This window comes from Shouchella patagoniensis (assembly GCF_002019705.1).
Classification (GTDB): domain Bacteria; phylum Bacillota; class Bacilli; order Bacillales; family Bacillaceae_D; genus Shouchella; species Shouchella patagoniensis.
Genome location: NZ_KV917377.1, coordinates 66,582 through 79,713 on the forward strand (window position 1 = coordinate 66,582; position 13,132 = coordinate 79,713).

Below are 13,132 nucleotides of genomic sequence, written 5' to 3' on the forward strand. Positions count from 1 at the left end.
GTTATTTATGGTATATAAGGATATTCATTTAATTCCCTCTTGCAATTGATTTAAGTTCTAGTGTACTATTTAAGTAGAACACTGATATTGATAGAAAGAGGAGAGAAGATGACAAACTATCCATTAAGAGTGGCGAATGTAAACAAAACACTTGGTAAGAACCATGTTATTAAAAACATGTCGTTTCAATTAAGAAGAGGAGAAATTTATGGATTTTTAGGCCCTAATGGCTCTGGTAAAACAACGACTATTCGCATGATTGTCTCGTTAATTTCTCCTGAATCAGGTGACATTTACATTGAAGGAAATTCGGTGACTTCAGAGCGAAAAGAAGCGATTTCTAAGATTGGGGCAATTGTTGAGGATCCTGATTTATATGGCTATTTAACTGGAGAACAAAATCTTGAACATTTTGCTAGAATGAGTGTTAACGGTGTTACGAAAGAAAGAATAAAAGAAGTGGTGGCACTTGTTGAACTTGAGCATGCGATGAAGAAAAAAGTAAAATCTTACTCTTTAGGAATGAAGCAACGTCTTGGTATTGCCGTGTCCTTGCTTCATAAACCATCTGTACTCATTTTAGATGAACCAACAAATGGACTTGATCCAAAAGGAATTCGTGATTTGCGTCATTATTTGCAACGATTAGCAAAAGAAGATGGTGTCACATTACTAGTTTCAAGTCACCAATTAAATGAGATTGAAGTATTGTGTGATAGAGCAATTGTAATTAAATCTGGTGAAGTTGTAGAAGAAATCGCTATGAAAGATCATGAAAGTGATGTGGAAATGCTCGTAAATGTTCGTATTAAGGCTGAACCAATTAGCGAAGCGGTTGAAGTATTAACATCGTATGGAATGGTTTATGAAAAAGAAGATACCCTTGAGTTAGAAAAGCAGCCGTATAATCATGTGCCTAATATGGTAGCTGATCTCGTTCATGCAAATGTCCAGGTGTACGGAATATCATATAAAAATAAACTTGAAGACACATACTTTTCACTTACAGAAGAGAAGGAGGAAAATGCATCATGATTGGATTGCTACATAATGAATGGTTGAAGTCATGGTACGGAAGAAAGATGTGGCTTTTTAGCTTCATCATGCTTATCCTAGTTGCTGGTAGTGTTGGCATATCGTTGTTTGCACAATTCAACATGAGTGATGCCATCACAGCACAAGGGTTTGCAGAAGTTAGCGTCTTTTTATTTCCAATGTTTGTTATGATATACGGTGTTATTTTAATTGCTGGGGCTATTGCGGGTGAGCATGTGAACGGTACAATTAAACAATTATTAATTCGACCTGCTTCACGCTCCACCCTTCTTGCAAGTAAATGGCTTGGAAATGCTTTATTTTCAACACTGCTTTTCTTTTTATTAATTGGAATTACGACAGCAGTAGGACTGCTCGTTTTTACAAGCGATGGCACAAGCGCTACGACTATACTGAATGATATGTTCTCAATGGGTGCATATCAATTGCCAACAATGCTCTTCTACATGGCTTTAGCGACACTTATTGCTGTTACAACAAAGAGCACTGCTTTAACCATAGTCATCACATTTGCACCAATGTTTTTTGGGAGCTTGCTACAAATGTTTATTATAAGATATGAGTGGTCAAAGTGGATTGTTTTAACTCATATTGACTTCTTTAATAATTACCATCAAATTGGGATGATGCCAGGACCTTTTGAAAGTATGTGGGCGTCCCTCGGATTTCTATTTGCCCATATTGCTTTGTTTCTTCTGATTGCCCATATTGTCTTTCAAAAGAGAGATGTGCTTTAATAAAGAAGCCAGGCGTTTTATACGTCTGGCTTATTGGTTTAAGAAAGGGGGCTATCGCTATTGAGTATGCAATTTGATCCAAATAAAGCGATTTACGCCCAAATTGCCGATTATTATTATCAACGGATCTGCAGTGGAGAACTCATTCCAGGAGATAAACTTCCCTCGGTAAGAGAAACAGCTCAACTTTTACAAGTTAATCCAAATACAGTTTCTAGAGCGTATATGGAAATGGATCGCGAACAAGTTACTTTCTCAAAAAGGGGACAAGGTACATTTGTGACAACTGATATGGATATTATTACAGATTTAAAAGAATCTCTTGCAGGTGCCCAAATGGATGCTCTCATTACATACATGAGGAAACTTGGATTCTCCGATGAAGCAATCGTTGATTCGTTAAAACGTTCATTAAGGGAGGCGGGAGAATCTTGAATACGATTTCTATTAAAGGGATAGATAAAAAATATGGTCGTAAACGTGTGTTTGCAAACTTAAATGCGGAGTTAAATCAAAATCGGTTTGTTGTACTTTTAGGAGCGAATGGTGTCGGGAAATCGACTTTTCTAAAATTATGCGCCGGATTGGCTCCAATCGGAAAAGGGCAAATTGAACTAAATGAGAAAAGTTCAAGGCTTGAACGAACAAAAATATCGAGCTATGTATCAGAAGAAAGTGGCTTTGAGCCTTATAAGACAGCGGCAACTATCCTTTCTGATCACACCGTGTTATTTGATACATTTCAATTAAATCAAGCAAAAGAAATGTGTGCCCATATTGGCTTGCCGCTTCAAACGAAGTGGGGGGTGCTCTCTAAAGGACAAAGGCATTTGCTTTCATTAATTGTCGCGATTGCAAGCCCAAAACCATTCATTTTTATTGATGAAGTATTAGCTAACCTAGATACAACAAAAAAGAAAGCGATGCTTGGAATGTTAACTGACTTTGTTATAGAAGAAGATCGGATGATTTTAATAGCAACTCACGCGTATGAAGATGTGGAAATGCTTGCTGATGGTGTGATGTTTCTTCAGAAAGATAATGCAGACGTTATTAATGATTTAGATGAATGGCGATTTAAAAACAATCAATCATTAAAAGAGTTGTTTGCAGAGGTGGGAAAGGAATGAAGCTTTTTTTATTCTTTTTAAAAAGAGATCTGCGACTGTTATTTCCAGTAAATATGATTATTTTCATGATGTTCATTGTAGCGACCCTTTTGACTAAATTACTTCAGTTAAGAAGGGGTGGGGTTTTTGATGAGGTTCATTTTTCAGTAATTGTATTCTTATTATTTTTCTTTTCCTTACTAAGTGTTATGGCCATCATCATAGAATCAATCTGGCGTGAATGGAGAAAGGGTACTCAATTTGATTGGTATTTATATCCTGGATCGATGCATGTTAAGTTAATAAGCAAAGTAATTGCTATTTTTATTTGGCAGTATTTTCAGCTTATCGTTGCGATCTGTGTGGTAGTCGTACTTCTTTTTTGGACTGGGGATGACTCTTTTCGCCAAGATCTATTCATTGGAGAGTTTAGTGTAATTGATGAGTTTAGTTGGGAGTACTTATGGGGCCTAATTATTGTGCCGTTCGTTGCGATTGTGCAAATACTGTTTGGTTGCTTACTCTTTTTTGGATTAAAATCAATGTGGAGATTTTTTTATGTCATGATTTACACAAGCATTGTCTTTATCCTATATCCCTATGTCTATATTAAATTGTATCCTACTGAGGAACCTGTAGAAACAGAACCAATCTTAGGGTTGGTATTAGATGTAAATCATTCTCAATTTATTTTTGATGTTATTTTAGCCCTAAGCATTTATGGACTAATGTACATATTCGCAGTAAAGAAACTGGAACTTTGAATGTTTGTCTTTTCTTTCGTATATCGCTATCATAGAGGAATGCTCATAAAGAAGGTGATGTGTTTATAATGGTGAATGTAAATGTTCAAGCAACAACAGCCCTATTAAAAAAATTAGTTGAAATACCAAGTCCGTCAGGTTTTACCCATGATGTCATTGATTTTGTAGAATCTGACTTAAATAAAGCCGGTATTCAAACAATGAAAACACATAAAGGTGCTTTACTTGCGACGATTGAAGGAAAGGATAACGTGAAGCAAAGAATGTTAACTGCCCACGTTGACACACTCGGCGCAATTACAAAAGAAATTAAAGCAAATGGACGCCTTAAAATTGATTTAATAGGTGGGTTTGCTTTCAATTCAATTGAAGGCGAATACGTTGACATTCACAAAGCGGATGGAACTTCAATTAGTGGCACAATCGTTATGCACCAATCCTCGGTTCATGTGTACAAAGACGCAAAAACGGCGGAGAGAAACCAACAAAATATTGAAGTGCGTATTGATGCTCCTGTAACATCAGCAAAAGAGACACGTGATCTTGGGATCGAAGTCGGCGATTTTATTAGTTTTGCACCTCGGTTTGAACACACTGAAGGTGGATTTATTAAATCTCGCCATCTTGATGATAAAGCCAGCGTGGCGCTTGTACTCCAATTGTTTAAACAACTCATTGCAGATGGAATAACTCCAGCCCACACAACACATGTGTTAATATCTAATAATGAGGAAATTGGTTATGGAGGCAATGCCAATATACCAAAAGATGTTGTCGAATATCTTGCAGTCGATATGGGGGCAATAGGTGATGGCCAACAGTCAGATGAATATACGGTCTCAATTTGTGTGAAAGATGCGAGTGGTCCTTATCACTATGGTTTGCGAAATCATCTAATTGATTTGTGTAAACAAAATCAGATTCCATATAAAGTTGATATTTATCCGTATTATGGTTCCGATGCTTCTGCTGCCATTAAAGCAGGTCATGATATTGTTCACGGACTCATAGGTCCAGGAATTGAAGGTTCTCATTCAATGGAACGCACGCATGAGTCTTCACTTGAAGCAACATACCATTTGCTTAAAACATACATGCTATCAGAGATGAAGCATTAAAAAAGCTGCCCTTAGAAGGCAGCTTTTTCTATAAACTATGAGCGTACATCAGACGTTTCTTTTGTGTAAGCATTGAGCATCCAAGTATGCTTTTCGATTGTTTCTTTTAGTCCGATTAGCATGTCCTCTGTCGCATCATCTTCAAGTGAACCGCAAACATCAATCCCAGACTTAAGTTCGCGAGCGATCGTTTCATAATCGCGAACGAGATCACTGACCATCTCATCAGGAGACAATGTTTTGTCACCTTCTTTTATAATGGAATGTTGTAAGTATTCATCCATTGTTGCAACTGGGTGGCCTTTAATTGCTAATAGTCGTTCTGCAAGCTCATCGACTGTCTCCCCAGCTTCATTATAAAGTTCTTCGAATTTCTCATGTAAAGTAAAAAAATGTGGTCCCTTTACGTACCAATGATAATTGTGGAGTTTTACATACAGAACACTCCACGTTGCAACTTGTTTGTTTAATACGGTTTGAATTTTTTCTTGTGCCATGGTGTATTCCTCCCTAACTGGTTACTACTGTTACTATACCCCTTCATGTTCATCTTAAACCAAGTTTATGACTGCATCTTTATCTTGAATTCTCCGCCATGGACATGACAGAACATTTTCCCGGCAGCTTGAAGTAGTTCAAGACCATTTTGAATGTCGAAGTTTTTTGGGAAGAAGAAAATATGGACCCCTTCTGATGTGGACATGTTTGTTTGTGTACGAGTAGCAAATTCATTTGGAGAGGCAATCTTTCCCGTTTGATCATAAACATGATCGTTTTCAAAGGTAAGAGGAAGATTTACTTGTTTTAAATCATGGAATGTAATAGGGACTTTATATTCCATCATAAAAAAACGACATAAATCAATTGCAGAGTTAACCGGTTGAAAGTAACGTTCCTCTTTAATGGCGGTAAGAATCTGTTTATGGTGTAGCTCATGTTTAGAGTTTGACGGATTGTAATGATCTTGTTGAACAAAGTCATCTAAAGGCTGATCCAGTAAGTCAAAATGAAGCAGCTCTTGAAAAAATTGCAAACGCCCTTTTAACATTTGTGATGATTCGCTAATTTCGATATGATGAGTATAAAGTAAACCAAGTGGCATAGTAGCCTCCTTAAGAATCATTTTGCATTCTTATTATGGCTATTTGGCTAATGGAAATCAACAATGTGGTTTTAGAAAAGGTGATAAAGGCATGAATTATGCCGAGTTAAAGGAAGAGTTGCTTGAGTATAGTAAAGAAGTGGGCATTGATAAATTAGGAATTGCTTCAGCAGATCCGTTTTTATCATTAAAAGATAGGCTGGTAGCTCAACAAGAAAAGGGGTACGCTTCTGGCTTTGAACACCCAAATATAGAGGAACGGATTGATCCTAATAAAAGCCTTCCTGAAGTTCGGACAATTATTTCCATTGCGGTTGCTTATCCATCTCGTATGATAAATGCGCCTAAAAGTGAACCGGGTAAACGAAGAGGAATGTTTTCAAGGTCGTCATGGGGAGTAGATTACCATACTGCATTAAATAAGCGATTATCAAAAATTGAAGAGTTCTTAACAGAGAAGTGTGGACCCCAAGCAACGGTTCGCATGGTCGATACTGGGGCTTTATCAGATCGAGCCGTGGCGGAGCGAGCAGGAATTGGGTGGAGCGCTAAAAATACGTTCATTATTACGCCTGAACAAGGCAGTTACGTGTTTTTAGGTAATCTACTCACAACGATCCCATTTCCAACAGATGAACCACTTGAAGATTTATGCGGTACTTGCACGAAGTGTCTTGATGCTTGCCCGACCGGTGCTCTTGTTGAGCCAGGAGTGTTAAATGCGCAAGCGTGTCTTTCATACCAAACGCAAACAAAGGACTTTATGCCAGACGAATACCGAGAAAAAATCGGAAATCATTTATATGGATGGGACACCTGTCAGCTTGTTTGCCCATATAATAAAAAAATAGATAGTCATCGACATGAGGACATGGAGCCGGATAATGAGAAAGCAAAACCATTGCTCCTTCCGCTTTTGTCGATGAGTAACAAAGAATTTAAAGCAGAGTTTGGCCATATGGCAGGTTCATGGAGAGGGAAAAAGCCAATTCAGCGTAATGCAATCATTGCACTTGCTCACTTTAAAGAAGAGAGTGCGTTACCAAAGCTCTTTGAACTGTTACAAAAAGATCCTCGTCCTGTTATTCGAGGAACGGCGGCGTGGGCTATCGGAAAGATAGGCACGACTGAAAAAGAGGAAAAAGTCCTGTTAAGAGCGAAAGAAAAAGAAGCAGATCAATTGGTGTTGGATGAAATCACAAAAGGTCTTCTGCTGCTTAAAAACAGCAGAATTTAATAAATAGAGGAAGAGGGGAAAGCATGAGTTCGTTAACACGATTTTATGTAAAGGAAATGGAAACCCCGATCGGGTTGTTGACAATCCTCGCAACGGGCATTGGTGTGTGCCAAGTTCATTTTGGGAAACTTAAAAAAGCACATGTAACGGCAAAGCTTGCTAAATCAGGCATCCGACCAGAATGGATTCTTTTAGAGGAAGGTGAGGACCTAGACGTATGTGAGCAGCTATTAGAATACTTTAATGGAAAACGAATTGCATTTAATGTTGAAATGGACTTAATAGGGACTCCTTTCCAACGAAAGGTATGGGATGAACTTAGAAAGATTGGATACGGAGAAACAAGAACGTATAAAGATATCGCTTTAGCGATTGGCGCACCGAAAGCTGTCCGTGCAGTGGGAGGAGCAAACAATCAAAACCCATTGCCGATTCTAATTCCTTGTCACCGGGTTATTGGTTCTAATGGAGCAATGGTTGGCTACGGAGGCGGTTTAACGAATAAGGAGATTCTGTTAAATCTAGAATCAGCAGTAAAGATATCATAGAAGAAGCCTGGCGGTAATTATGCACACTGCCAGGCTTTTTTTGTATTGGTAAGGATTTTTTTTAATTGGTAAAGGGAAGTTGCTTCATTGTAATGAGTAATCGTGTAATTTTGTTGCAAATAATAACTGCAATTAGAAAAGCGGGATTCGCAGTATAATTCTTTAATGCCTTCCTCAATTGCACATGCTTCGAGTTGTTGCAGTAATTTTTTGCTAATTCCTTTGCCTTGATATTGAGAATCCACACATAAACGATGAAAATGACAAGCATCATTTATAAATTGATACATACACACACCAACTACATGTCCATTTGAAACATAAAGAAATGCATGAAAAGTTGTCGACAGTTTCTTCTCTAATGAAGCCGTTGTTTCGGTAAGTGCGGAAGCAGGGACATTTGCTTTTTCGTATTTTTTAAAAGATTGTTGAATCATTATATAAAGCTCATGCGCATCAGCGGCAGTTGCGGGGCGTATCATGTTAGAAAGCCTCCTTGATTCGTTTTGATTAATTATACATCTTATTTAATTTTTATTCAATAATTTATATGTTGATTGGAAGGAGAAGCAAATGAAAAGAAAATTAATTGAAGCACTTCATGAGAATATCCGATTAATGAATATTAGCTATCTTAACGGAGATCCGACGATGTTTGAAGAGGTTGAAGCAGGTGCAGTGCTATTAGAAAAAAAAGAATTAGCAAAGCGAGATGCAAACATTGTTAGCTCTCAAATTTCGGGAGATATTATTTCGATTGCAACTTATGAACAAATGACCCAAATTGATTATGTGATGTTGTTAGAACGATTAATTACTCAAGAAGATAGTAGTTATGTAGAAGAACGAGTTGTTCGGCGAAGAGCTGTTTTTGTTAAAAATAAGTTACAGAAAGATGTTCGATTGATTAAAACGCAAGTGCCGGACAAGGAAGAGGAAGTAAAAAAGAATCCAATGCTCGTTTCGTCTGCACGTGGCGAATATGATCGAAGGAGTGCAGTGCGTTATGCAGAAAGGTGGTGGAATGACTATAATCCTAATTTCAAACAATTTGAAGATAATTGCACCAACTTTGTATCACAATGTTTACTAGCTGGTGGAGCGCCCATGACGAGTAAATCAAGTAAACAAAGAGGGTGGTGGTATGAAAATAACAAATCAATGAGTTTAAGTTGGTCTGTTGCTCATTCTTTAAGGTGGTATTTAAGCGGAGCAAGAACTGGATTAAGGGGAGAAGAGAAATACCGGGCAAGCGATTTAATACCTGGTGATATCATTTGTTATGATTTTAATGGTTCTGGTAAATGGGATCATAATGCAATTGTCGTGGCAAAAGATAGGCACAATGAGCCCTTAGTAAATGCACAAACAGTTAATAGCCGGTTGCGTTATTGGACTTATCAGAACTCCCCAGCATATACACCGGATATTCAGTATAAATTTTTTAGAATTGTTACTGATTAGACCCAATAAGCAAAAAGCTTATTGGGCTTTTTGTAGTGTAGCCTTTTGACCATGTTTAAAGCAGTCTTATGGTATAGTAATACGTGCATTAAATGGAGGTGCTCTAAATGAATGTTGCTTTCATCGCAAACCTTTTTTTGATCGGAGCTTTATTAATGTCTTTTGTTGCTGCATTTACTAGAGGCACTAATTTATTTCTTATTGGAATCGTGACATTCACCCTTATGTCAGTTGTATGTTTTCTTATAAATAAAAAAAGAGATAGCTGTTAAGGTAAACTAGGAAAAAAAGAGTAATAGTGCTATAATGACGTTATTTTAAATGATTATATGAGGTGTATCATGAGTTTACATATTGTTTTATATCAACCAGAAATACCAGCAAATACAGGAAATATTGCACGAACTTGTGCAGGAACAAATACAACGCTCCACTTGGTTCGACCACTTGGCTTCTCGACAGATGATAAAATGTTGAAGCGAGCGGGGTGTGATTATTGGCCAAGTGTGAATATTCAATACTACGATAGTCTTGATGAGGTTTTTGAGAAGCATAAACAAGGGGAATTTTTCTTTATTGAAACAATTGGAACAGCAAACTATTCAGACTTTGATTATTCGAATGTAGACCAGGATTATTTTTTTGTGTTTGGAAAAGAAACAACAGGGTTGCCTCAAGATGTGGTTGAAGCTCATGCAGATCATTGTCTGCGTATCCCACAGACAAATGCCATTCGATCCTTGAACTTGTCAAACACTGCAGCAATTGTAATCTACGAAGCATTAAGGCAACGCCAATTCCCAGCTCTAACATAAAAAAGCCGCAATTATAGCGGCAAGCTGGCAACAAACGTATTATAGAGACGGAATATAAAGTAGATAATGGTAAATAAGAACGCTGCCCAAAACAACAGTTGAAAACAAACAAAACCAATCAACCCTGGAATTGAAAGGGATTCCGCTATCCGATAAATGACAACTAATAAATATGCGAACGAGGCTGCAATAAATAGGATAACAATAATGAGAAGAAACCGATTGGTAATAAGGGATAGGATGCTTGCCCCAAAATAAATCCAGGCACCTCCATGCATCTTCTGCCAAAGCGCACCTTCGCCATCATTTGAGAAAAATAAAAGTGACAGAGAATTGATTGTATCTGCTAGTAACTTTAAGGCGGAAAAAATCATAAAGAAAAGAAGCAGGAGTACGACAATAAGGGCTAAGCGAATTTCATTTTCTGACAAAATTTGAGTCATGCCTGTTAAGATTCCATTGTCTTCGAGCCAACTCAAAGCAAATCTTTGTCCAAATAGGCTAAGGGAAAAACTGAAAAGTAAAATGCTTATAAGTGGGAGATGTCCCGTTAAATACTGATTTTTCATCTTCTTCTCCTATGTACTATAGTGCTTTTTGCTAGTTTTTACTTATTTATTGGGATAGCTGTGAACGACTTCATAAGCATGAAGCTCATTTCCCGTTGCTGCTGGTTTTTGGTCAGTTGTTTTCTTATTTCCGTGAGCACGACCAAAGGCATCACTTGATAACCAATTCTCATAATCTTGTTTTGAAGCCCACTTCGTATAAACGACTTGTTTTTTTGATTCATCGACGTTTGAAAGAAACATAAATTCGATGCATCCAGGTACATTAGCCATGTTATCAGCCGCTTTTTCAAAGCGAGCGTTAAGATCACTTTTACGTTCAGCTGGTACATGCAATTCATTCATAACAATATACATACTAAAACCCCTTTTATGATTTATAGTCAATAGTAGCGAAACGATGGTTGATTCATGAAACCGTTTCATAAAATTGTTCGTAATACCTTTTCAAGCTAGCTATGATTGGATATAATAGTACAGAACGGTCACGCCCGTGCAAGGAGGAGTTTAAAGTGAGAACGTTTTTAATGATGAGTGTCTGCGTCGTCTTTTTGATCTCCATTTTTGCCGGAGGCTATGAGGACAACCCTCATAAACGATAAAGGCAGTAAGAGAAAACCGGGAAACCGGTTTTTTTGTTATTTAATCACGCACTGCGGTTTCCCAAATATTCATTGCCGGTCGTTGAGGAGACAAGTCTTCCACATATCCACTGTCTCTACCAACCCAGACAGAAGCTGTGTAGCGATCAGTCAAACCAGAAAAAGCTAAGTCACGGTATTTATTTGTTGTCCCCGTTTTTCCGCCGATAAACCCGTCTTGATCTAAAGAGATAGAACGGCCCGTACCCGTTTGGATAACTTCACTTAAAAGCTCACGCATTTTTTCATTTGTTTCCTTGCTCCATATTTGTTTTTCTTCTGCTTTTGGCCACTGATAAATTAAGTCACCATGTTCATTATAGACTCCAGTAATTCCTCTGGAAGGTCGGTATGTACCATCATGTGCAAAAGCTGAATATGCTTGCGCCATTTCATAAACAGTAACGTCTATGGATCCTAATGCAAGTGCCAATCCTCGCTCTTCATCATTCATTTTACTAAATGGGAATGGTTCGAGATAGGAAATCGCTTTTTCGACACCTACTTGATCGAGCAAATATTGCGCAGGCACATTATATGAGTGCTTGAATGCTTCACGTAATGAGACTGACCCTGGTAGTACGTCATTGTAATTCGGTACACAGCCAAGAATTTCACCTTGATCTTCTTCTGTACAACTTGGATTTGGATTCCCATTTACTACCATTGATAAAGGTGACCCCGTTTCTTCGATAAAAGGAGCATAATCAATCAAAGGTTTAAAAGCTGATCCGTGAGAACGGTAGGACTCTGTTGCATGTTGCCAGTTTCCTTTTTCATATTCACGCCCGTTGCTAATGGCCACAATCGTTTGATTTTTATTATCTAATACAATTCCAGCTCCGTGTACATCCAAAGGAAGCTCTCGGTAGAAACTATCAACAAGACGTTCTTGTCTCTTGGAGTCGAGCGCTGTTTCAATTGTAATCCCTTGGTTAAAAAGGTCGGTAATTCGTTCGTCCATCTCTGCACTGGTCGCATCATGTAATCCATCTTGTTCTCTAACAAGGTTTGAGAATTCACTTGTAATATAGTCGCTATAGTCAGGGTAAGAATTCGTCAAACGTGTGCTGTTGACTTCTAATGATTCATTAAGCGCATTCACGTGTTCCTTTGCACTAATAAATCCTTCTTCTTCCATCTTCTGCAATACCCACTCTTTACGTTTATGCGTATTTTCTTCGTTTGTAAGAGGATCATAAACCGTAGGATTATTAGGAATTGCTGTTAAAAAAGCAATTTGGGCAAGCGACAAGTTACTGGCTGAATCACTGAAATAAAGACGGCTTGCTGCTTCTATTCCATAAGCGTTGTTACCAAAAAAAATGGAATTCAGGTAAAGTTCTAAAATCTCTTCTTTTGTATACTGTTGTTCTAACTCGTATGCATATAGAAGTTCGCTAATCTTTCTCTCATATGTGCGTGAATGATCTAAAAAGATGTTGCGTACCATTTGTTGGGTTATCGTACTTGCTCCCTGATCAATGCTACCTTCGTCTAGGTTTGCAAAGAATGCTCTGGCAATACCGGTTGCATCAAAGCCGTGGTGGTCAAAAAAACGGCGATCTTCAGTTGCAACAAAAGCATCGATTGCTAATGTGGGCATATCTTTATAAGGGAGATAAATACGATTTGTTCCAGTAGATATTTCGGCAATTACTCGTCCATCTTCGTCCGTTATTGTACTATTTGACGATAGGTAAAGTGCGTCACGATCAATGTGGTTACTGACAACTTGACTCACCGATTGAACAGTTCCAACTTCAGCAGTTGCTTGAGTAAAAATAAAGACACTTAGCACTGCAAAAAGCCCCACTAGAAACCAGCCTGTTATTTTTCGCATTGCAATACTCGCTTTCTATTAAACATACAGTCAGTATAGCATTGTTTTGAAAATACGGACAGCGCTACCTTTTTATAAAAAGAAGCATGTTCATTTCAAAAGCTGCATAACGTTAATTAATCTCGCTTA

General features: G+C 37.9%; 16 protein-coding genes. 10 read left to right on the forward strand and 6 right to left on the reverse strand.

What is annotated here, in order from left to right:
- Positions 1 to 108 precede the first annotated feature (108 nt).
- The 6 genes from BK584_RS00475 to BK584_RS00500 all read left to right on the forward strand — a co-directional run bounded on the left by BK584_RS00475 (position 109) and on the right by BK584_RS00500 (position 4,784).
- On the forward strand, positions 109 to 1,035 hold the full coding sequence (locus BK584_RS00475; protein WP_078390763.1) for an ABC transporter ATP-binding protein: 927 nt from the start codon (positions 109 to 111) through the stop codon (positions 1,033 to 1,035).
- Positions 1,032 to 1,793, forward strand: a complete 762-nt coding sequence (locus BK584_RS00480) for an ABC transporter permease (RefSeq protein WP_078390764.1) — start codon at positions 1,032 to 1,034, stop codon at positions 1,791 to 1,793. The genes BK584_RS00475 and BK584_RS00480 overlap by 4 nt, the downstream gene beginning before the upstream one ends.
- Positions 1,794 to 1,859: 66 nt before the next feature.
- Positions 1,860 to 2,228 (forward strand): GntR family transcriptional regulator, encoded by a 369-nt coding sequence (locus BK584_RS00485; RefSeq protein WP_078395308.1) that lies wholly within the window; start codon positions 1,860 to 1,862, stop codon positions 2,226 to 2,228.
- Positions 2,225 to 2,923, forward strand: coding sequence for an ATP-binding cassette domain-containing protein (locus BK584_RS00490; RefSeq protein WP_169870956.1), 699 nt, complete (start codon positions 2,225 to 2,227; stop codon positions 2,921 to 2,923). Before BK584_RS00485 ends, BK584_RS00490 begins: the two co-directional genes overlap by 4 nt.
- A complete protein-coding gene (locus BK584_RS00495) occupies positions 2,920 to 3,666 on the forward strand; it encodes a hypothetical protein (RefSeq protein WP_078390766.1) in 747 nt (248 codons plus the stop codon). The genes BK584_RS00490 and BK584_RS00495 overlap by 4 nt, the downstream gene beginning before the upstream one ends.
- Positions 3,667 to 3,734: 68 nt before the next feature.
- Complete coding sequence (locus BK584_RS00500; RefSeq protein WP_078390767.1) at positions 3,735 to 4,784, forward strand: M42 family metallopeptidase; 1,050 nt, start codon at positions 3,735 to 3,737, stop codon at positions 4,782 to 4,784.
- Between the two features lie 35 nt (positions 4,785 to 4,819).
- On the opposite strand, the gene BK584_RS00505 is transcribed toward BK584_RS00500, so the two are convergent.
- Together BK584_RS00505 and BK584_RS00510 are read right to left on the reverse strand one after the other, a co-directional pair.
- A complete protein-coding gene (locus BK584_RS00505; protein WP_078390768.1) occupies positions 4,820 to 5,281 on the reverse strand; it encodes a Dps family protein in 462 nt (153 codons plus the stop codon).
- Between the two features lie 65 nt (positions 5,282 to 5,346).
- On the reverse strand, positions 5,347 to 5,886 hold the full coding sequence (locus BK584_RS00510) for a hypothetical protein (RefSeq protein ID WP_078390769.1): 540 nt from the start codon (positions 5,884 to 5,886) through the stop codon (positions 5,347 to 5,349).
- Positions 5,887 to 5,977: 91 nt separating this feature from the next.
- On the opposite strand from BK584_RS00510, the gene queG reads away from it, so the two are divergent.
- Both queG and BK584_RS00520 read left to right on the forward strand, forming a co-directional pair.
- Complete coding sequence (gene queG, locus BK584_RS00515; RefSeq protein WP_078390770.1) at positions 5,978 to 7,123, forward strand: tRNA epoxyqueuosine(34) reductase QueG; 1,146 nt, start codon at positions 5,978 to 5,980, stop codon at positions 7,121 to 7,123.
- A 23-nt stretch (positions 7,124 to 7,146) separates the two neighbouring features.
- On the forward strand, positions 7,147 to 7,671 hold the full coding sequence (locus tag BK584_RS00520; RefSeq protein ID WP_078390771.1) for a methylated-DNA--[protein]-cysteine S-methyltransferase: 525 nt from the start codon (positions 7,147 to 7,149) through the stop codon (positions 7,669 to 7,671).
- Between the two features lie 17 nt (positions 7,672 to 7,688).
- Here BK584_RS00520 and BK584_RS00525 read toward each other — a convergent pair whose 3' ends face one another.
- On the reverse strand, positions 7,689 to 8,153 hold the full coding sequence (locus BK584_RS00525) for a GNAT family N-acetyltransferase (RefSeq protein WP_078390772.1): 465 nt from the start codon (positions 8,151 to 8,153) through the stop codon (positions 7,689 to 7,691).
- Between the two features lie 91 nt (positions 8,154 to 8,244).
- Between BK584_RS00525 and BK584_RS00530 the strand changes: the two genes are divergently transcribed.
- Together BK584_RS00530 and trmL are read left to right on the forward strand one after the other, a co-directional pair.
- Positions 8,245 to 9,135 carry an amidase domain-containing protein gene (locus tag BK584_RS00530; protein WP_078390773.1) on the forward strand — a complete coding sequence of 297 codons (891 nt, stop codon included), beginning with the start codon at positions 8,245 to 8,247 and terminating at the stop codon, positions 9,133 to 9,135.
- Positions 9,136 to 9,476: 341 nt separating this feature from the next.
- Positions 9,477 to 9,950 carry a tRNA (uridine(34)/cytosine(34)/5-carboxymethylaminomethyluridine(34)-2'-O)-methyltransferase TrmL gene (gene trmL, locus BK584_RS00535; RefSeq protein WP_078390774.1) on the forward strand — a complete coding sequence of 158 codons (474 nt, stop codon included), beginning with the start codon at positions 9,477 to 9,479 and terminating at the stop codon, positions 9,948 to 9,950.
- Positions 9,951 to 9,961: 11 nt separating this feature from the next.
- Here trmL and BK584_RS00540 read toward each other — a convergent pair whose 3' ends face one another.
- From BK584_RS00540 to BK584_RS00550, 3 genes are all read right to left on the reverse strand, one after another.
- Entirely contained in the window at positions 9,962 to 10,519 is a 558-nt protein-coding gene (locus BK584_RS00540) for a DUF5366 family protein (protein WP_078390775.1), read from the reverse strand.
- Between the two features lie 42 nt (positions 10,520 to 10,561).
- Positions 10,562 to 10,876: an antibiotic biosynthesis monooxygenase family protein gene (locus BK584_RS00545; RefSeq protein ID WP_078390776.1), complete on the reverse strand. Its 315-nt coding sequence runs from the start codon at positions 10,874 to 10,876 to the stop codon at positions 10,562 to 10,564.
- 285 nt (positions 10,877 to 11,161) lie between these two features.
- Positions 11,162 to 13,003 (reverse strand): transglycosylase domain-containing protein, encoded by a 1,842-nt coding sequence (locus tag BK584_RS00550; protein WP_078390777.1) that lies wholly within the window; start codon positions 13,001 to 13,003, stop codon positions 11,162 to 11,164.
- Positions 13,004 to 13,132 lie beyond the last annotated feature (129 nt).